The following is a 19,312-nucleotide window of genomic DNA, read 5'->3' as shown; positions in this document are numbered from 1 at the left end:
ATCAGATACATATACACATAAGGTTGTTTGCATCATGCCAGAACTGACTGCTCCTAAAAGTACTGCAATGAGCCAGAGCGATATGGCTCAAGATAAACTTAAAGGTTTGCAAAAAGCGAAAATAGATGAAGATCGATTTTTCCAAGAGTTATTTCTATTTTTACAAAGGATGCTTGCTTCAATTTTAAAACTTCAAGTTGATCCCAAAGCTGAATTAACTGATCTTGCTAAAGATTGTGGCTATCAAGACCTGCCTACCGCTTTAAATTCTGCAAAAAATGCACGCGGACAGTCCCCATTAACTCAAGCATTGCAAAACCAAGATTTCTCTCTGGCGCAAACTTTGCTTAATTCAGGCGCAAAATATGATGTTCAATCAATGGATGAATATGATATTGCAATTAAAAGCCAGCGAGGACAACAGGCGATTCAACAAAAGACCATCACTCCTCCTGAGGGGGGGTATCAATCTCGTCCAGATAAATTGCACCGAGTAAAGGAATACGGTCTGGTGTTGGGTATCGTCATGGAAAGCGCCGATAAAACCTCTTCACAGCGTGCGCATGTAGGCCCTGCTTATCACATGATGTCCGATGCCATAAGGGAATATGGCCAAGATTGTAAAAAAGAACCGGCCAAAAAAGACTTTGGGCAAATTGCAGATGCCTTTGCTTTTGCAAATAAGGAAGCGAAGTTTGAATACAGTACTCCTGGAGGAAGCCCTAAAGCTGGGAAAGCACTTTCTGATCGAGTACAAGAGGGCAAAGTAACCTCGGTTCCCATAAATTGTAAGGGACATGCTATGGGGTTATCCTTTGTGCCGGTTGAAGGAAATCCTGATAAAACTTATTTGGTATTCACCAATCGAGGAGAAGGGGCAAAAGGAAAGTTTGGAACGCAAATTTATGAGGTAAATACCAAGGACGTTACTCCTGACTTTATAAATAACGTGATGAGTGGGCACGATAAAGGGTTATCACACGGACAAGTTATGTCGGAAATTCAGAAAGTCACTCAAGGTAAAGAACCCATAAGTACTATCGATCAAAAACCTCAAAAATACGATAATTGTACGGTAGCAAATACCCGTGCAAATATTCATGGCGTTCTGCTATGCCAAGAAGCAAATCGCAGGGGTGGCTTTGATAAGGTGACTCAAGATGTTAAAGATGAAGTCAAAGGACGTTATAAAGAGTTTACAGGTGATATGAGAGATAAAAAGATCCAAAAATTGGAAAAAGAAATTCAAGCCAATCCAAGCGATCCCGATTTAAAAGCGCTGGCTAAGGGATTTTTGGAAAAACCCAATCATAAACATTCGGATATATTGCAATCTGCAGTTACTGAAAAAAGCCCCACGAGCTCGTTCAAATCGTAAACTTGTTTTATTCTTTAAAGGAAGCACGCCTAACTTGTAGGTTTATAACTTATACTCGAGAGATCCGAAATGCCACGGATAAATTCAGACATTTCTATAGGTTCTTGGCCTATCCCTAACGCGCTACGGACAAAATTAGCAGCCTTCAATACATCTTCCAAATTGTATTTTTTTAATTGAATCGAATGTAAATAAGCGACAAAAAACTCAGTCTTTAAATTCCCAGTGCCTTTACCCATTCCCGCTAACGATGCATCAATAAAACGCACCCCTGAACTCATTGCTGCCAAGGCATTCGCTTGAGCTAGACCAAGATTATCATGAGCATGGAAACCAAATGGGAAAGGGTATTTACTAATGTATTGCTCATAAATTTTTTGGGTACGAGACGGTAATAAACTACCATTTGAATCGGCAAAATAAATGATATCTGGATTATACTCACTGATTTGTTTGATCGAGTCATCAAGCTCCTTTTCTTGGTAATAAGAGATATGCATCAGATTTACCGAAACATGCATATTCGCATTTTTTATCATTTTGATTTTAGGTAAGGCTGAGGCCAATTGATTTTTAGCAATACAAATTCGTAATAAATCAACACCGCAGTCCTTTAATTCCATGAGATCTTTTTGAGTGATGTTATTTGGAAAAACCATCACGACCATTTTTGCTTTTTGGATTAACGATCGACAAAGAAGTAGATAATCTTTTGCACACAATCCTGCTCTGCCTAAGTCAGCTGGAGCTTGCATCCCATTACGATAACCAATTTCAATATATTCAATACCTGAATTATCGAGTGGGCCAATGATTTTTTGCAAATGAATGTCTTCGAAATGAAAATTAGTTCGGTGCCCACCATCTCTTAATGAGGCATCCAAAAGCATGATCGGATCGTTCATATAATTCCTACGTACGGGTAAAAAAAAAGCATACCTGTCCTATAAAATTATTATAGCTAAAATTAGAGCTTAAAGGATAATATCCCTAGATAACGGTATAAATAGGAGGCCAATTTAAATAACAATAACAAGGCTGCTGTATTACAGGGAAGGGTTCAAGATTTTTGGATGAATTATTCTATTGTTGATATTCTTTCGCTCCAGCAATAATTAATTTGTATACTCGCTCACTAATAATGCCCTGTTCAAACTTCGCTTTTGCATCCCAGGTCATCAGTTGGCCCTTTTGGCGTACTAACTTACGGGTAGCAGAGGTTACATCATTAGGATCGCTTTCAAGTAAAATATCGCGGACTTCTTCATCAAACACCAGATACTCTCGTAAGGCAACTCGTTTTTCGTCTACGGTAGGTACCAGTTTTTGCCAAATACATAATCGAATCGTTTCCAAAATATCAATCGTTCTTCCTAAACGTTCTTCGCCAGAGAATGAGGTGACTAGACGGCGCATGGTTTCTGCAACACCCGAGGTGTGCAAAGTGGTGTATACTGGATGTCCAGTAAGAGCAGCTTCTAATGCAGCACTGATTGTTTCTGCATCCCGACACTCACCCACCATAATTAAACGCGGCTTACGTCGTAAAGCGTTTCTTACCCCATCAGCAAAGCTAGGCAAGTGGCGAGGAATTTCTGACTGACTTACTACAGCGGATATGGTTTCAATTTCATCATAGACAAATTCGATTGGAGATTCATAGGTCAAGACTTTACGGTTTGAATCTTCGGTTTCAATTAAGTCACGAATAATAGATGCCAATAGTGTCGATTTACCTGAACCCGTTGCTCCTGTTATAAAAACAATTCCTTCTTGAGGAGCAATGGCTTCCAGCACATTATCGGGTAGATTCATCGTCTCAAGTCTCGGAGGAGTGGTAGGAATCGTTCTTAAAGTAATCTGGATTGCATCATGGCCTTCCACAAGACAGGCAGTTCCATTGACCCGGTAACGGTATCTGACCCCGCGATTCGGACGAAATTCATAGTGAGTATCAATATCTTTACCCGAAAGAAGCTGGGTCGTGGCATTAGGACCATAGATTGCATTAATTAAATCACCAAGTTCCGTGTTGGATAAACGACGATTTGTTATGCGTAAGAGTTTTCCATAAACTTCTGCATAAATGGGTTCGCCTGTTTGAATGGTAATATCAGAGGCATTTAAACGCTCTGTATGCTCCAACATTTTATCCATAAACAGTGGAGTGAATCGTGTTGGCTCATCAGGCATTAAATAAGTTTTATTATTCATACAAAAATCAGTGAATTCTATTGTTGTCGTTAACTGGGGCAATCGTTGGTTGCCAGGATTTATCCGTTATTATAATTTTAGAACGATTTGCCAATTTTTCCATATTTTTGAATTGCTCGAGTGCATTTTCATCTTTAGAAACCGCAGCTCGCCACTGTTCGCTATTGATATTCAGTGCTGGCAATGCAGTTATTCTTAGAACCCTGTCGTCAATATGAATTTCGGACGCGTCGCCGGTGATTCCCAAATCGGTGTGAGAGACAAACGGTGGGGATACCATATTCATTGCTAATAACTTCCTGTAAAGGATCATGCCAGCGAAATCTTCTTTAAGACGGGCAATGTTCTCCTCAAGAATGGTATTGGCTTGATCAATACCATTTTTCCAGCCCTTAGCTACATAAAGACACCACATCTTCTTCTCTACCTTGGTCTTGGGCAGTAGGGTATAGTGCGGGTATTCCGGTTTGACATAATCCAGCCATAGGTATTGTCGCCAAGTGGGGGGTGTCGTAACAAAATGGGCTTGTTTTGCAACTTTATAGGAGCGATCGGAAATGCGTATTGTTTGCGCATCAGCAAGATTAAGGGTATTTCTTCCTTCTAATAATACAGGAGGCAGGATGTTGTGCTCTAGGATTAGTGAATTAAAATCATAAATCGCATCAAGCCTGCGCGATTGTCTTATAAGGTGCTCATCAATGACCTTTGCGCGAGCGGCCAAACCTGCTTGCGCCCCAAGGCTTAAAGCTGTTTCTCGTAGTGCTGTTTGACGAATTCTACCGTTTTGCCTCTTATTTCTTTCCTTTTGGTTTACATTAGCCATAGCTTGTAGCCCGGCTAATGAGGTAGTGTCACCCATATATTTTGATGAGTGACATCCAATGAGTAACGCAGACAATACAACTATTAAACTAGGAATAAATTTTGGCATAGCGCAATTCAACAACCTGACTGTTAGGATAGACGTGAATATTGGCCTTTTGACCAGCTTGGTAATCAATATCACGCAGGATTTCAGCTAAACTTTGATCTTTAACATTAAGGCTAATTAAAACGGGAATTGAAGGAGCTTTTCCTAAAACCCGGAGCCTGAAATGCGCAGATTTCGCAATGCGGGCAGTTAATTCTTCAATAGGACCAGACCAGTCTACACTTGCTCTGGCTTGTAGATTATACGCATTAGGTATAGTCAGTGTATTATCTACTGGTGGTGGTAGAATTACTTTTTCAACGCGCGCCATTTCATGCATGGAATCGCTTACAGATACCGCTGCTTCAGCCAATTTAATTGTAGCATCATCACTAGGATTGTTAACCGGTGGTTTTTTAAAGAGAACGCCACCATGTTTACAACCTGAAAGCAGGATTGAGACAATAAACAGCATGACAAGCTTGTTGTTCATTCAATATTCTTAAATGTCTGGAATTATTCGTTTGATTGAAACAGGAGCCAGGCTCCTTGTCAAGCCTATCGATGAGGAATTATATGAATTAACCATGTAAAAAATTAATTGAGTTTCTCAAATAACGCATAGACTACTTGTCCCGCTTGTTTTAGTTTTATTTGCTTCCACTTTTTTTCATCCATGTGAATCACTGCAGGGGATTCCACATAAACAAGGCCTCCAGGTTTGAGAACATTACTTTGCGCTATAGATGAAATACATTGAGGAAGATAGGTTTGCGCAAAAGGTGGATCCAGAAAAATAATATCAAATTCTTCTTTACTGTGCTGAAGATACTGTACCGCATCGGTTTGGAGTAGTTTAAGCTTCGGATCGTTAAATGTGGTAATTATTTTCTGTAGGTTGGCATGGGCTTTGGGAGATTGCTCCAGGAAAACAATGTGTGCAGCCCCTCGAGAAAAGGCTTCCAAACCTAAAGCACCACTCCCTGCAAAGGCATCCAGGCAGTGTGCTTCTCTGATGTCATGCATAAGCCAATTAAATAAAGTCTCACGCACGCGATCTGGGGTGGGGCGCAGGCCTTCTATATCTGGAAAATGTATTTTTTTTCCTCGATATAACCCTCCTATAATGCGCACGACCTGCTTCATGATTTACCCACAGTAACCAATAACAATTTATCGGGATTGACTTGCTGTTTGAATGCTTGTTTCACTTGCTCACTGGTTATCTCATTGATCCGGGCAGTATAGGTATCAAGAAAATCTTCCGGTAAATGATAAAAATTCATTCGCAATAAGAGGCTTGCAATACTGCGATTACCGGATAAAGAAAGTGGGAAACTTCCAGTGAGGTATTGTTTTGCTGCATTCATCTCTTCATCAGTTGGACCCTTATCAATGTAGGCTCGCAAAACACCCTGAATCACATCTAATGTTTCCTGAGTTTGTTTATTTTTGGTCGATAAGCTGATAAGAAAAGGTCCATATCCTGACATGGGAGCAAACTGGCTTTCTATACCATAAGTTAAGCCACGTTTTTCCCTTACCTCTACAGCAAGCCGTGAAACTAACGCACCACCTCCCAAAATATAATTTCCTACAATGAGAGGAAAATAATTTGGATTATGATGATCAACACCGACCTGGCCGAGGCGTATCACGGTTTGCGATGATGGAAATGGAATATTTATTGTTTCTGCCTTGGTTAGTTGGGAGGCTTTAGGAATCGGAGGCGCTGCTTGTCCTTCCGGCAGTTCCTGAGTCAATTGATCGGCAAGCTGATGTGCCGCTTGACTATTAATGGCGCCCACCATAACTAAAATAGCATTTTTTGCTACATAATAGCGTTTATTAAATTCAATAACTTGGCTTTTACTGATTGCATTAACCGTTTCCGTTGTCCCACGAACAGGATGTGCATAGGGATGTTGTTGGTATAAAGCCTGGAAAAAACGAAGCTGGGCTACGTCTTCAGGTGATTCTTGAGTCTGTTCGATGCTCATCAGCTGTTGTTTCTTTTCTCTTGAAAAAGCCGCATCTGGGAAATCGGGATGGTTAATGATTTGAGTGAAGGTCTTTCCCGCTTTGTTCATCGCTTCCTGGCTAACTAATGTCCTAAGACTAAATACCACCATATCTCTGTTGATTTCGACCTTATATTGAGCGCCTACATCAGCGAGCGACTCAGCTATTGCTGTTGCGTTTTGGCCAGCATTTCCCTGATTCATCATGCTGCTGGTTAAAGCACTGAGTCCATATTGGTTTTCGTCATAGGCCGATCCTGCTGCAAAAGCGATGCTGATATCAAGCATAGGAACTTCCATAGCGGGATAAAAAACAACCCGAACTCCATTTTTAGTGATCCATTTTTCGGTTTTGAATACACTCGCTGTCGCAGTTTGTGACAGTCCAATCGTTATTGCCAAAATACACGCGCTAAAAATTCTCATGGTGCCACCTTTTGTGTTTTAGGTTCTAAGATTGCTGTAGTCATGTTCTTTTCTTGAAAATAACGTTGTGCTGTTTGCTGAATTTGTTGCGGTGTAATTGCATTAATTGCCTGGGAGTAATCTTTGCTTTTTTCCCAACCCACACCGATTGTTTCTAAAAGGCCTAATTCTGAGGCTTGTCCGAAAATAGAGTCTTTTTCAAAAGTTTTTTGTGCAATGATTTGATTTTTAATCCGTTGTAATTCAATCACACTCACTGGATTTTTTTTCAAATCATCCAGCTCATTAAGTAGCCCATTTTGTAAATCATTGATTGTATGATTTTGGTTAGGAGAACCATAGACGATGAACTGAGTTTGATATCTTGTGTAGGGGTTATAATAGGTATCTGCGCCGTTAGCAACATGCTTGCCTCGAATGAGGTTTTTTGAAAAACGAGCGCTGTCCCCTGCGTCTAAAATTCCAGCAATGATTTCTAAGGCATAAGGCTCATAGGCTTCTTTTGCGGTGGCCACACTGGGGACTGAGTAGCCAATCATGAGTAAAGGTAATTTTGCTGCGGCTTGAATATGAACAATCTTCTGACCTAACTCAGGTGGTTCTTTTTTTAATTTTCGTTCAGGTATGGGCTGTTTGGGCAAAGCGCCAAAATAATTTTCTGCTAATGCATGAACCTGTTCTGGGTTAACGTCCCCTACAACCACCAACGTTGCATTATTGGGTGCGTAATATTTTTTATACCATTCCCTGAGGTCTTCAACGGTCATCTGTTTCAGATCACTCATCCAGCCAATAACCGGATGATGATAAGGAGCACTTAAGTGTGCCGCAGCCAAAAAACGTTCGAAGGCAAGTGCCTGTGGATTATCATCGGTGCGCAGACGCCGCTCTTCCTGGATTACTTTAATTTCTTTGGCAAATTCATTAGCATCAAGAAGTAGATGATTCATACGATCCGCTTCCAACTCAAAGCTGGTAGCAAGTTTTGAAGCATCCGTTTTTTCAAAAAAAGCGGTATAATCATTATTGGTAAATGCATTCGCTTGGGCACCAATTTCAGCTATGGTTTTGGAAAAGACGCCTAAAGGATATTTTTCAGTACCTTTAAACATCATATGTTCCATGGCATGTGATATACCAGTAATTCCGCCGGGTTCATCTGCGGAGCCGACGTTATACCAAATCATTGATACGGCGATAGGAGCTCGATGATCTTCTTTAATTAAGATTTTTAATCCATTATTCAAGATAAACTCTTGAACTTGGCTAAAGGTCTGGCAAGATAGTACCATGAGTAAAGTAAAGAGTATTTTGCGCACAACTTAACCTCAAAGTAAAAAAGATGATAGAATTTCATATTTTTCAGGATTTGTATACTATATGATTAAATGGTTTAAGCGAAGTCATGATTCTACCTCTGCAGAGGCCGATCATTCACAAAGTGTTACTGACTCGATGCCTGAAGTTCCTGAGGAAGTAATTGAACAGGGACAAGAGCCTGCAAAAGAGGGGATTTTTGCACGTTTCAGGAAAGGATTAAGTAAAACACGCCATCAGCTAGGGGATGGAATTGGGCGGTTACTGCTCGGTAAAAAGGAAATCAGCCAAGATTTGATGGATGAGCTTGAAACTCTTTTGATCAGCGCTGATTTAGTATGGAGACCACTCAAACTGTATTAAATCAGTTGGCCGAAAGCTTGGCTCGTAAGCAGTTATCAGATGGGAATGCTGTTTATGATGCGCTGAAATTTCATTTACAAGCAATTTTGAGTCAAAACAGCCACGCTTTAACTTTAGAAACAGCAGATCATTCTCCATTTGTTATCTTAATGGTTGGAGTTAATGGTGCTGGTAAAACGACTACCATAGGGAAACTGGCGAAACAATTTCAGCAGCAAGGTAAGAAAGTCATGTTGGCTGCGGGAGATACTTTTAGAGCCGCGGCAGTGGAGCAATTGCATGTTTGGGGCGAGCGTAATGACATCCCCGTGATTGCACAGCATACCGGAGCAGATAGTGCCTCGGTGATTTTTGATGCATTGCAAGCAGCAAAAGCACGCAAAATAGATATTTTAATCGCTGATACCGCGGGTCGGCTGCATACGCAGGGCAATCTAATGGATGAGTTAAAGAAGGTAAAACGAGTTCTACAGAAACTTTGTCCAGAGGCTCCTCATGAAACGATGTTGGTATTGGATGCAAGCATAGGGCAAAATGCTTTAGTTCAGGCCCGACAATTTCACGAAGCTGTAGGGCTGACGGGGATTACCATGACTAAATTAGATGGCACCGCTAAAGGTGGTATTTTGTTTGCCATTGCGAATGAATTAGGAATACCCTTTCGTTATATAGGGATTGGTGAAGGGATAGAAGATTTACGACCCTTTGATGCAACACAATTCGTTGGTGCACTATTCAATGATCACATTTGACCAAGTAACTAAACGTTATCCAGGTGGTTTTGAAGCGTTAAGTCAAGTGAATTTTTCCTTACAAAAAGGAGAAATGGTTTTTCTTACTGGACATTCAGGAGCGGGAAAAAGTACCTTACTCAAATTAATTGCTCTTTTAGAATGGCCCACTTCTGGCCAGTTAACCGTCAATGGATTGCGTTTGAATCAGTTAAAAAAGCGCGATGTTGCGGCGCATCGCAGTCAATTGGGAATTACTTTTCAATCACCTTACTTACTGAATGATCGTACCGTATTTGACAATGTCGCTTTACCGTTACACATTCAGGGGATGCCCTCTCCCATGATTGCCAAAAGAGTGCATGCTGCCCTGGATATGGTGGGATTATTAAGCAAGGAAAAAATGCTTCCTGTCCATTTATCTGGTGGAGAGCAGCAACGCGTGGGGATTGCTCGTGCTGTTGTACATAAGCCCTCACTGTTATTGGCTGATGAGCCTACAGGAAATCTTGACCCCAAACTTTCCACGGAAATCATGGCTATTTTTGAGCAGTTTAATCAAGTGGGCGTCAGCATATTAATTGCCACCCATGATTTGGCATTAATTGCCGGAATGAAACATCGTATTGTTATGCTCAAAGGAGGACGAATGTGTTAAAAAAAGCACAAGCCATCCTTTCTTATCATCTGCAGGCGGCGGTACAAAGCCTAAATTTATTATGCCGCAAACCATTGGCAACGATGATGACTTCTATAGTAATCGCTATTGCCTTAGCTTTACCGGCTCTCTTTTGGGTATTTTCAGATAATGTTGCTAAATTAACTGCAAGCTGGCAGCGTGGCGGGCATATTTCTCTTTATTTAAAACCCGGTTTATCTGAAGCAGAACAACAGCTTGTTCTGCAAAAAGTCCGTGAGACCGACGGTGTAGCCCAAGTTTCCTTAAAATCCTCTACCGATGGGTTATCGGAATTAACCCAGCAAGAGGGGATGCAGGATATTATGCGTTATCTTCCGGAGAATCCTTTACCAGCATTGATTGATGTAGTGCCTGCGTTAATCATTGATTCACCGGCTAAATTGGATTTATTAGCACGACAGTTACAAACTCTATCACAGGTAGACAATGCAAAAGTTGATATGGAGTGGATAAGTCGCTTGCATGCCGTCTTAGGGTTTGCCGCTAAGTTTGCAGACGCATTACTGGCTTTATTGGCAATGGCCGTCATTATGATTGTCGGCACTACCTTACGCTTGGCACTTCATAGCCGACAAGAAGAAATCCAGGTTTTAAAGTTAATTGGCGCAAAAGATCCCTTTATTCTGAGACCTTTCTTGTATTCAGGTGTTTGGTATGGCGCATTAGGCGCTGTTTTTGCGGTTTTTATGGTGAATATTTTTATTTTCAGTCTAGGCTCAGCGGTAAATCAGTTGGCAGTTGCTTATCAAATGCACTATCCGTTAACCGGTTTGTCAATGCGTCAGATCTTGCTACTTGTTTTATTTGCAATTATACTAGGATGGATGGGGGCACGTTTATCTGTAAAACGTCAATTGGCTTCCATTGAACCACAATTGTAAGGTTTCGTCTTATTTTTCACCTAATTTCTATCGCGAAATGTTAGAGGAAAGAAGTATGAGTCAATATTTGCAACTTGCCGAAATGAATTTACCTGTGGGCAGTCTTGATTCTTACATTCACAGGGTTAATCAAATTCCTATGTTATCCTTAGAGGAAGAGATTGCTTATGCTGAGCGTTTTCATTCTGAAGGAGATCTTGAGGCTGCGCGATGTTTAGTCCTTGCTCATTTGCGTTATGTTGTTCGCGTTGCTCGCGGTTATTTGGGATATGGCTTGCCTCTGAACGATTTAATTCAGGAAGGTAATATTGGATTGATGAAGGCGGTCAAACGATTCGACCCGAAAATGGGAGTACGTCTGGTCTCCTTTGCTGTGCACTGGATAAAAGCAGAAATTCATGAATTCGTTTTACGCAATTGGCGTATTGTTAAAATTGCTACAACTAAAGCACAGCGTAAGTTATTTTTTAATCTCCGCCAAATGAAAAATCGTTTGGGATGGATGAGCCGTGAAGAAGTGAGTGCGGTAGCAAACGATTTAGGCGTAAGTTGTGAAGATGTTTTAGTCATGGAGCAGCGCCTGAATGCAATGGATACCCCTTATGATGCTCCTGATGCAGATGATCATGATGAATTTTATACGGCGCCTGAGCGTTATTTGTTCAATGCAAATGATGATCCTTCCGTCATGCTAGAAAAAGAAAATGCCGGCGATCAAGGTCGTGAAAAATTGATGCTTGCTCTTGAGCAATTAGACGAACGCAGCCAGGATATTTTACAACAACGTTGGTTAGCTGAAGATAAGCTGACGTTACATGATTTGGCTAAAAAGTATGGCGTATCTGCTGAGCGGGTTCGGCAGCTTGAAAAAAATGCAATGAAAAAATTGCGACAATATATAGAAAATCTTTGATACAGGTGTGTTGGGCTTGGCCCGACACACAGTGAGTCACCTAACAGTCATTCTGCTGATCAAACTTTAAGCCCCCAAAGCATAACCTCTCGCTTATGTTCCTAATCGTTTATTCCAAAAAGTCACTTACTAAGCGTTCTACTCGTTCATCCAATAATACACTCACATGATTTGCCTCCGGAAGGAGACAAAGTTTGGCATCTGGATATTTTTTACAGAATTCGATCGATTCTTTAGTACTAATCGTTTTGTCGAGCTCCCCATGAATGCATAAGAAAGCGATATTAGGTGATTGAGAAATGAAATGTTGTAGACGCACTAGTTTGATGTCAAAGCGCGCTTGCTGCTTCATGACCTGGCGTAAATACAAGTACCCGTGTCCACTCAGTTTAAACTTTTTGGCAATGTGGTTAACGGGGCTGCGCATTTGTGTTGGTGATGCAATTAAAATCGCACGTTCAGGTTTATGTTTTAATTGCCATTCAGGCAGTTGACCTGCTACGTTCAGGGTATTGAGTAACATAGAACCGCCAAAAGAATGTCCAATAACTGCATAGAAAGGACCATATTGATTGATGGTATCCTTCAAAATGGCAACCGCATCAGTCCAAGGGAGCTGTAGTCCTTTGGCTTCACCATGAGCAGGAAAATCAAGCGCATATACTTCATATCCTTGTTGATGTAACACATCAATTAAACGAGCCATGTACGCGGCGCGTGATATCCATCCATGGGTAATCAGTACTTTTTTTCCTTTTGAATTTTTTTGTGGGGCAAAACGATGTAATACATGATGCCGCGGGAATTCATTATGTATCACTTCTGTGCGTCTCCCTTCGATAAATTCACAAGCCAATTTTGCAAAATCTCGATATTCTTTTTCCAAAGGTAAAAAGATAGGTGTAATAAATGCCTGATAACACAGTTGGGCGTGTAAAATGTCTCGTACATGGATTAATGATGAAGTGATCATGATTATATCCCCTTCAGAGTTTTACTTTAAGTTTAGTATAAATTATTGTTTATTGGTTTTTTCTAATCTTTGTTTGCGGGTAATATTGAGATGGATTACTAAAAAAATGATGCAAAATGGACGATGGGCAAGTGAAAGCGGGGCTAAGATAATCGTGAGCTATTAAATAATACTTAATTTATTTCATGACTTTATCTCTCTAGTCCAATTTTATAAACTAGGCCTCAAAAGAATTTAATGGCTTATTTAGGGAGCTACAATGCATACTTTAAATCATATTTATCATGATAACGGACAGGAATTTCATGGCTACATAGCTTATGATAAGGCTCTTGCTGGCCCACGTCCTGCAGTATTAGTTGTTCATGATTGGACCGGCCGTAATGAGTTTGCCTGTGAGAAAGCAAAGTTATTGGCTCAAATGGGCTATGTTGGTTTTGCTGTAGATATGTATGGCCACGGCCAACTTGGATCCACCACAGAAGAAAAACAAGCGCTCATGAATCCGTTGGTTTCTGATCAAAAATTATTACGAAGACGCATTCAAGCAGGATTGACTGCTGCGTGCTCTATGTCAGAGGTTGATAGTAAACGAGTTGCAGTTATTGGCTTTTGCTTTGGAGGCTTGTGTGCTCTTGAGTTGGCACGTTCTGGAGCTGATCTTAAGGGAGTAGTCAGTTTTCATGGCTTGTTGCATAAACCTGGGAACCTAAAATCTGAGCCCATCACTGCCAAAATTTTAGTAATGCATGGCTATGACGACCCTATGGTGCAGCCTGATCAGGTTCATGAATTTTGCAACGAGATGACCGAAGCCAATGTGGATTGGCAAATGCATATGTATGGGCATGTGCAGCATGCTTTTACTAATCCGCTTGCGCATGATAAGCAATTAGGGACTATCTATAATGAGGTTGCCGCGCAACGCTCCTGGCAATCGATGACTAACTTCTTACAAGAAATTTTTAAGTAGCCTCCTTTTTCTTCTAATAAAGAGGGCCATGGAAAATTGGATTAGATGAAACGAAGAAAGATGGAAGCATTTTAGAACTTCGTGCTTCGTTTCATTAAGACACTATGTCATTTTGTTGTTAATAGACATACTTTGGGGATTAGAACAAAGAATAAAATTAAAAAAATTATTTCAAATGGGCTCGATTGTAATTAGACAAACAATTATAATCCCCGAAAAATAATCTTGCTTCTGTGTTTTTTTCCATAAGCCTTTTACTATTGATGTTAAATATAATATATTGAGAATATAGGTTCTTGCTCGCATCTTTTTTATTAAAAATAAGCAATAAAATCAATTAAACTGTGGAAAAATGGCGCAATTAGTAGGAGTCAACCAATTTGAGTTTTTCACCCGGTTATAACACTATGCAATTGCATCATTTTTTTGAACTATCAGCTGATAATTATTCAAGTAATATCGCATTGATTTGTGATAATGCATTTATTTCTTATCTAGAATTAGAAAATCGCGCCAATCAATTAGCTCATTTTCTTTATGAAAACAAAATTACCAAGGGGAGCATTGTCGGCATTCTACTAGAACGTTCTATAGAATGTTATGTTGCTATACTCGCTACGTTAAAAACAGGCGCAGCTTATGTGCCTATTGAAGTAGATTATCCAGATGAGCGGATTAACTACATTTTTTCTGATCTCCCTTTTGATGCAGTTTTAACTTCTTCCCTGCAATTGGCCCAAAAAAAACTGGCATGGCCAACTACTTATGTGATTGACACACTCGCTGAAGAAATTTCGAAACGTCCCACACAAAGATTAATTCGAGATGATTTGAGTCCTGATGACTTGTGTTACATCATTTACACTTCAGGCTCAACAGGAAAGCCTAAAGGGGTGGAAATTACACAACGCAGCATTTGTCACTATGTACACACTGCTAGTAAACTTTATGGTATAACCAGTGATGATAAGGTATATCAGGGATTTTCTTTAGCATTCGACGCTTCTTTAGAAGAGTTTTGGATGGCCTTTGCTAATGGTGCCGCTCTTGTTGCGTGCACTGCAAAAGAAGTGCGTTCCGGTTTAGGTTTAATTCCGTTTTTACAACAGCATCGCGTCAGTGTTTTTTCAACAGTACCTACTCTTTTGTCCGCTTTAGAGGGACATTTGCCTGATCTGCGGCTTTTAATTTTAGGTGGGGAAACGTGTTCTTCTGCTTTAGTCAAACGCTGGAGTAGAGACGGACTGAGGATCGTCAATACATATGGGCCTACCGAGGCAACGATTATTGCAACTTATGCAGAGTGTCATCCCGACAAAGAAATCACTATTGGCCAACCATTACCCGGTTATGAAGTGCTTATCCTTGATGAGCAATTGCGAGAAGTAGCGGATGGTGAAGAAGGTGAATTGTGTATTGCTGGAGTTGCTTTGGCTCGTGGTTATGTCAATCGGCCGGAGAATACAGCAGAAAAATTTATCTTAAATCCAGCAAATAAGAATCAGCGCTTGTATCGAACAGGAGATTTAGTTTCCAGAGCGCCTAATGGTGACCTGCGTTTTGCTGGGCGTGTAGATGATCAAATTAAATTGCGTGGATTTCGCATTGAATTAAACGAAATTGAAACGGTAATCATGCAATATGCTGGAATTAAGCAGGCAGTTGTTAGTTTACATGCATTAGAGCAACCCACATTAGTTGCCTATTTGATCCTCGATACAAATCATGTTCTTGATGTAAATGCACTGAAAGACTTTTTAAAATCTCGCTTACCCGATTATATGTTACCCGCATTAATCGAAACCCTAGAAGCATTTCCAGTATTAGCGAGTGGTAAAATAAATCGGAAAGAACTCCCTAAACCTACGCAACAAAAGACCGAGACAAATTATAAAGAACCTAAAACAGAATTGGCGCGGGAAATTGTTCTTGTTTGGGAAAAAGTATTTGATTGTAATAATATTTCTGTAGATGCAGATTTTTTCTATGATCTGGGTGGACACTCATTACATGCGGCGAAAGTGATCTCTAACTTACGCAAAATACCTGCTTTAAAAAATATCTCAATTCTTGATTTATATAAAAATCCAACAATTAGTCAGTTGGAACAGAAATTTAGTGCGCTTAATGCCAATTCTCATGTAAACGAAGAACAAGCGGCTAAGAAAAAATACCGAGCACCTCAGTGGAAGTATTATTTATGTGGTGTTGGTCAATTTTTTGGATGTTTATTGCAATATGCAGTAGGTACTTTACAACTATTGGCTGTTATTTTGTGTTACAGCTGGGTGAGTTCTGAGTATTCGATTATTTCTAGAGAATCACAACTGGCGTTTTTAGCTTTGTTTTTATCTATGCCCATCATTTCGTTATTTATCACGATTTGTTTGAAGTGGATTTTACTTGGCCGGGTGAAACCTGGTGAATATCCGCTTTGGGGGTGGTTTTATTTTCGTTGGTGGTTGGTACAAAGACTGCTCAAGAATTTGTTCTTGGCCAAATTTTTGGTCGGCTCACCGTTAGCCGCTATATATTATCGATTGTTAGGCGCCAAAATAGGAAAAAATTGTCATTTGGGTTCCATGCAGGTTTCTGCACATGATTTATTAACAGTAGGAGATAATACTTCTATAGGTTCTGATTGCAGACTTAATGGGTATATAGTTGAAGATGGCTGGTTAAAGATTGGCTCTATCAATATAGGCAATAATTGCTATGTGGGCTCACGTGCAGTGGTGGGTTTAAATACACAGATTGAAGATAATGGGGTTTTGGATGACATGTCTATGCTTCATGATCAAGGTTTAATCCCTCAAGGGACCTATTTTGCTGGTTCTCCTGCATTGGCTGGTACTGCACCTGCTGACCATGTTACCCGGAAAAAAATTGCAGTTGAAGAATCGACTATGTTGGAAAATACCCTGTTTGGTATTTTGCACTATTTAGGCGTTGTTTTTGTGATGGTGGTGTATTACTTATGCTTAATCCCATCGATCTCTTTGATTAGCTATTACTATGATCAAAGTCATTATTTTACCACGATGTTTTTTGCCATACCTTTAGGCGCGGTACTCTTTTTAGGATTATATTATTTATGCATCGTAATCTGTAAAAAGATCATTATGGATAAGATAAAACCTGGCGAATATCCTTTAAAGAGTTTTTATTATTTCCGCCATTGGATTATGGTGAAATTATTAGATGGCGATGAAATCTCAGTGATGGCAGATACTTTGTACTTGCCTATGTTTTTACGCCTGTTGGGTGCAAAACTGGGTAAAGGCGTAGAACTGGGAGAGACCCCTCATATTATTCCTGATCTAGTAACCATTGAAGAAGGTGGCTTTGCAGCCAGTTCAGTCGCTTTGGCTTGGCCCAGCGTCTGTAATGGTTTTATTTCTTTTGCTCCTGTAACTGTTGGACGAAGAGCTTTTGTAGGTAATGTAAGTTTATTACCAGCAGGTAAATCAATGGGGGAAGGTGCTTTACTCGGGTGTTTGTCTGTGACACCACCTGGAGACAAAGCAACACAGCCTTATTCTGCTTGGTTGGGTTCACCAGCTGTCTTTTTGCCAAAACGAGAATTATTTGTTGGTTTTTCTGATAAGGATACATTTTATCCATCAAAAAAACTGTACTGCATGCGTTTAGCCATTGAGTTTATGCGAATTATTTTACCGTCAACTTTTTCATTGATTGCATTATTCAATATGCTTTACGTTTTAGACTATATGTTAAGTGAATATTCTTGGTTTGCTACCGCGTTAGTTCTACCACCAGCCGAAATGTTCTTTACAGTCTGTCTCGTTGGAGTCTTGGTTGCTCTTAAGTGGTTGATGTTGGGTAGATTGAAGCCTTTAACGAAACCGATTTGGGATCCTTTTATTTGGAAAAATGATGTGATTGAGTATTCGTATAACTACTATACGAACCCCCATTTAACGAACAAAGTTTTAGGAACTCCTTTCGCACTTTGGATACATCGTTGTCTTGGAACTAAAGCGGGTAAAAGAGTTTTCACTGACAGCGCTGAGTTTTCAGAATTTGACCTAATTACTATAGGCAATGATGTATGTATTAATGCAGAGACCATCATTCAAACTCATCTTTATGAAGATAGAATATTCAAAGTCTCTAATGTGACCATTGGTTCAGGGTGCAATATAGGGGTAGGTTCAATTGTTCTCTACAATACTCTAATGGAAGAAAACTCTTCTTTAGGAAGCCTTTCTTTATTAATGAAAGGGGAGCGTTTGCCTGAAAATACTCATTGGGCTGGTATTCCGGCACAATCAACAGCGCTTGGAACCCAATATCAGCAAGTTGCTCCACAGCCGGCGATTACGGAAGAAGTTCCAGGCGAAGCAATTCCAGAATTATTGTAGCCTGGTTGCTTGCAACCAGGAATTTCCAGAATGTCTCAATTGAGGACTTTGAGGGTTTCTTGCCTCTATCAACACACTGATTAGGCAATAGAGGATGTGCAGGCAATAATGCGCTCAATCGATTAAAATTTGACGGGTTCTATTCAAATACTTGAGTCTTTATAAACGATTAATTTGAATAAAAACCTGGGTTTGGCAGCCGCTCAACCCAGGCTAAAGTTTTGAAAGGGCTCAAAATTATTCTAAAGAATAATTATCAATTAACCGGATCTGATCAATTCGTATTGCAGCAAAACGACGATTTTGATGCTCTTCAACATATTCTACAGCAATCCCTTTTGCAGTTAATCGTTCAATGATTTGTGCACAGCTGAGCTCTTTTTGATGAAATAGTGCGGCAAATTGTTCCGCTAAAGCTTTCTGTTCCTTATTGAGTCGATTATTGCGAGAACTGTAAGCCAAACCACTTGCTTCACGAATGGTGGGGCAGGCTTTAATTTCTATATCCATAAAAAAAGCCTTAACCATTCCTTGAATTAACAGGTATTGTTGATAATCTTTTTCACCGAAATAAGCTCTATGCGGTTTAACCAGATTGAATAACTTCATTACTACCGTTAATACTCCATTAAAATGTCCTGGCCTATGTTTTCCTTCCATCAGTTGGCAAAGCTGATTTTCGTGTACCTGGTAATTGTATTGATCCGCATACATTGATTGTTCATTAGGAAGAATACAAAAATCAACGCCAGAATCTTCCATAATCTTAAGATCAGCTTCTAAAGTGCGGGGATAATTGTTAAAGTCGTCTGCTTGATTAAATTGCGTCGGATTGACAAATAAGCTTGAAACAGTATGTTGATTTTCCTTTTGGCTCGCTAAAAATAAAGAGGCATGCCCTGCATGTAAATTACCCATTGTTGGTGCAAAGCCAAGAGTTTGTGAGGGAGATAATGTTTTACGAAAGCTTATCCATTCATCAAGGTTGTGGAAAATTTGCATAAGTTGCTCCTACAGATTTAACCCTATTATTAAAATGATTGAATACATTTTTAATTAATGTGGTTCGATATAAAAATCGCGCTTGTTGAACAACATAAAAGACACTTATAGGCCTTTTATGT

The 19,312-nt window shown here is 39.9% G+C and carries 15 protein-coding genes and 1 pseudogene; 7 read left to right on the top strand and 9 right to left on the bottom strand.

Annotated elements, in window-relative coordinates; genetic code table 11:
• The first annotated feature begins 34 nt into the window (after nucleotides 1-34).
• Nucleotides 35-1,378, top strand: a complete 1,344-nt coding sequence (ankD, locus tag EL022_RS01185) for a Dot/Icm T4SS effector AnkD/LegA15 (RefSeq protein WP_028380731.1) — start codon at nucleotides 35-37, stop codon at nucleotides 1,376-1,378.
• Nucleotides 1,379-1,407: 29 nt separating this feature from the next.
• Here the strand turns inward: ankD and EL022_RS01180 are convergent, their stop codons facing one another.
• The 7 genes from EL022_RS01180 to EL022_RS01150 all read right to left on the bottom strand — a co-directional run bounded on the left by EL022_RS01180 (nucleotide 1,408) and on the right by EL022_RS01150 (nucleotide 8,271).
• On the bottom strand, nucleotides 1,408-2,283 hold the full coding sequence (locus tag EL022_RS01180; RefSeq protein ID WP_028380732.1) for a beta/alpha barrel domain-containing protein: 876 nt from the start codon (nucleotides 2,281-2,283) through the stop codon (nucleotides 1,408-1,410).
• A gap of 178 nt (nucleotides 2,284-2,461) precedes the next feature.
• Nucleotides 2,462-3,592, bottom strand: coding sequence for a Dot/Icm type IV secretion system ATPase DotB (gene dotB / locus EL022_RS01175; RefSeq protein ID WP_028380733.1), 1,131 nt, complete (start codon nucleotides 3,590-3,592; stop codon nucleotides 2,462-2,464).
• A 7-nt stretch (nucleotides 3,593-3,599) separates the two neighbouring features.
• Nucleotides 3,600-4,526, bottom strand: coding sequence for a type IV secretion system DotC family protein (locus tag EL022_RS01170; RefSeq protein WP_028380734.1), 927 nt, complete (start codon nucleotides 4,524-4,526; stop codon nucleotides 3,600-3,602).
• The gene (dotD, locus tag EL022_RS01165) at nucleotides 4,507-4,998 is read right to left on the bottom strand and encodes a type IVB secretion system lipoprotein DotD (protein ID WP_028380735.1); all 492 of its coding nucleotides are present in this window, start codon (nucleotides 4,996-4,998) and stop codon (nucleotides 4,507-4,509) included. Before dotD ends, EL022_RS01170 begins: the two co-directional genes overlap by 20 nt.
• Before the next feature lie 104 nt (nucleotides 4,999-5,102).
• The gene (gene rsmD / locus EL022_RS01160; RefSeq protein ID WP_028380736.1) at nucleotides 5,103-5,651 is read right to left on the bottom strand and encodes a 16S rRNA (guanine(966)-N(2))-methyltransferase RsmD; all 549 of its coding nucleotides are present in this window, start codon (nucleotides 5,649-5,651) and stop codon (nucleotides 5,103-5,105) included.
• Nucleotides 5,648-6,952: a M16 family metallopeptidase gene (locus tag EL022_RS01155; protein ID WP_028380737.1), complete on the bottom strand. Its 1,305-nt coding sequence runs from the start codon at nucleotides 6,950-6,952 to the stop codon at nucleotides 5,648-5,650. Before EL022_RS01155 ends, rsmD begins: the two co-directional genes overlap by 4 nt.
• Nucleotides 6,949-8,271, bottom strand: coding sequence for a M16 family metallopeptidase (locus EL022_RS01150; protein ID WP_028380738.1), 1,323 nt, complete (start codon nucleotides 8,269-8,271; stop codon nucleotides 6,949-6,951). Before EL022_RS01150 ends, EL022_RS01155 begins: the two co-directional genes overlap by 4 nt.
• 61 nt (nucleotides 8,272-8,332) lie before the next feature.
• Between EL022_RS01150 and ftsY the strand changes: the two are divergent.
• The 4 genes and pseudogenes from ftsY (at nucleotide 8,333) to rpoH (ending at nucleotide 11,857) form a co-directional block, all read left to right on the top strand.
• A pseudogene (gene ftsY / locus EL022_RS01145) lies at nucleotides 8,333-9,384 on the top strand (signal recognition particle-docking protein FtsY).
• Nucleotides 9,371-10,021 (top strand): cell division ATP-binding protein FtsE, encoded by a 651-nt coding sequence (gene ftsE / locus EL022_RS01140; RefSeq protein ID WP_028380740.1) that lies wholly within the window; start codon nucleotides 9,371-9,373, stop codon nucleotides 10,019-10,021. Before ftsY ends, ftsE begins: the two are co-directional and overlap by 14 nt.
• Nucleotides 10,015-10,944 carry a permease-like cell division protein FtsX gene (gene ftsX, locus EL022_RS01135; protein WP_028380741.1) on the top strand — a complete coding sequence of 310 codons (930 nt, stop codon included), beginning with the start codon at nucleotides 10,015-10,017 and terminating at the stop codon, nucleotides 10,942-10,944. Before ftsE ends, ftsX begins: the two co-directional genes overlap by 7 nt.
• A 55-nt stretch (nucleotides 10,945-10,999) precedes the next feature.
• Entirely contained in the window at nucleotides 11,000-11,857 is an 858-nt protein-coding gene (gene rpoH, locus EL022_RS01130) for an RNA polymerase sigma factor RpoH (RefSeq protein WP_028380742.1), read from the top strand.
• 109 nt (nucleotides 11,858-11,966) lie between these two features.
• Here rpoH and EL022_RS01125 read toward each other — a convergent pair whose 3' ends face one another.
• The gene (locus EL022_RS01125) at nucleotides 11,967-12,830 is read right to left on the bottom strand and encodes an alpha/beta hydrolase (RefSeq protein WP_028380743.1); all 864 of its coding nucleotides are present in this window, start codon (nucleotides 12,828-12,830) and stop codon (nucleotides 11,967-11,969) included.
• 259 nt (nucleotides 12,831-13,089) lie between these two features.
• On the opposite strand from EL022_RS01125, the gene EL022_RS01120 reads away from it, so the two are divergent.
• Together EL022_RS01120 and EL022_RS01115 are read left to right on the top strand one after the other, a co-directional pair.
• Nucleotides 13,090-13,803, top strand: a complete 714-nt coding sequence (locus EL022_RS01120; protein ID WP_028380744.1) for a dienelactone hydrolase family protein — start codon at nucleotides 13,090-13,092, stop codon at nucleotides 13,801-13,803.
• A gap of 380 nt (nucleotides 13,804-14,183) precedes the next feature.
• Nucleotides 14,184-18,188 carry a Pls/PosA family non-ribosomal peptide synthetase gene (locus EL022_RS01115; protein WP_241972221.1) on the top strand — a complete coding sequence of 1,335 codons (4,005 nt, stop codon included), beginning with the start codon at nucleotides 14,184-14,186 and terminating at the stop codon, nucleotides 18,186-18,188.
• A gap of 237 nt (nucleotides 18,189-18,425) precedes the next feature.
• Here the strand turns inward: EL022_RS01115 and panC are convergent, their stop codons facing one another.
• Entirely contained in the window at nucleotides 18,426-19,190 is a 765-nt protein-coding gene (gene panC, locus EL022_RS01110; protein ID WP_028380746.1) for a pantoate--beta-alanine ligase, read from the bottom strand.
• Nucleotides 19,191-19,312 lie beyond the last annotated feature (122 nt).

Origin of the sequence: Legionella cherrii (genome assembly GCF_900635815.1) — a bacterium.
In the GTDB taxonomy this organism is placed as follows: domain Bacteria; phylum Pseudomonadota; class Gammaproteobacteria; order Legionellales; family Legionellaceae; genus Legionella; species Legionella cherrii.
The sequence above is the reverse complement of the archived record's forward strand: the minus strand, read 5'-3'. Positions and strand labels throughout refer to the sequence as shown.

What these genes read in the sequence shown, in the direction of transcription:
- dotB (WP_028380733.1), bottom strand. Translation starts at nt 3,592, where the DNA reads ATGAATAATAAAACTTATTTAATGCCTGATGAGCCAACACGATTCACT.
- EL022_RS01120 (WP_028380744.1), top strand. Translation starts at nt 13,090, where the DNA reads ATGCATACTTTAAATCATATTTATCATGATAACGGACAGGAATTTCAT.
- panC (WP_028380746.1), bottom strand. Translation starts at nt 19,190, where the DNA reads ATGCAAATTTTCCACAACCTTGATGAATGGATAAGCTTTCGTAAAACA.
- EL022_RS01155 (WP_028380737.1), bottom strand. Translation starts at nt 6,952, where the DNA reads ATGAGAATTTTTAGCGCGTGTATTTTGGCAATAACGATTGGACTGTCA.
- EL022_RS01125 (WP_028380743.1), bottom strand. Translation starts at nt 12,830, where the DNA reads ATGATCACTTCATCATTAATCCATGTACGAGACATTTTACACGCCCAA.
- rpoH (WP_028380742.1), top strand. Translation starts at nt 11,000, where the DNA reads ATGAGTCAATATTTGCAACTTGCCGAAATGAATTTACCTGTGGGCAGT.
- EL022_RS01180 (WP_028380732.1), bottom strand. Translation starts at nt 2,283, where the DNA reads ATGAACGATCCGATCATGCTTTTGGATGCCTCATTAAGAGATGGTGGG.
- ftsE (WP_028380740.1), top strand. Translation starts at nt 9,371, where the DNA reads ATGATCACATTTGACCAAGTAACTAAACGTTATCCAGGTGGTTTTGAA.
- rsmD (WP_028380736.1), bottom strand. Translation starts at nt 5,651, where the DNA reads ATGAAGCAGGTCGTGCGCATTATAGGAGGGTTATATCGAGGAAAAAAA.
- ankD (WP_028380731.1), top strand. Translation starts at nt 35, where the DNA reads ATGCCAGAACTGACTGCTCCTAAAAGTACTGCAATGAGCCAGAGCGAT.
- dotD (WP_028380735.1), bottom strand. Translation starts at nt 4,998, where the DNA reads ATGAACAACAAGCTTGTCATGCTGTTTATTGTCTCAATCCTGCTTTCA.
- EL022_RS01170 (WP_028380734.1), bottom strand. Translation starts at nt 4,526, where the DNA reads ATGCCAAAATTTATTCCTAGTTTAATAGTTGTATTGTCTGCGTTACTC.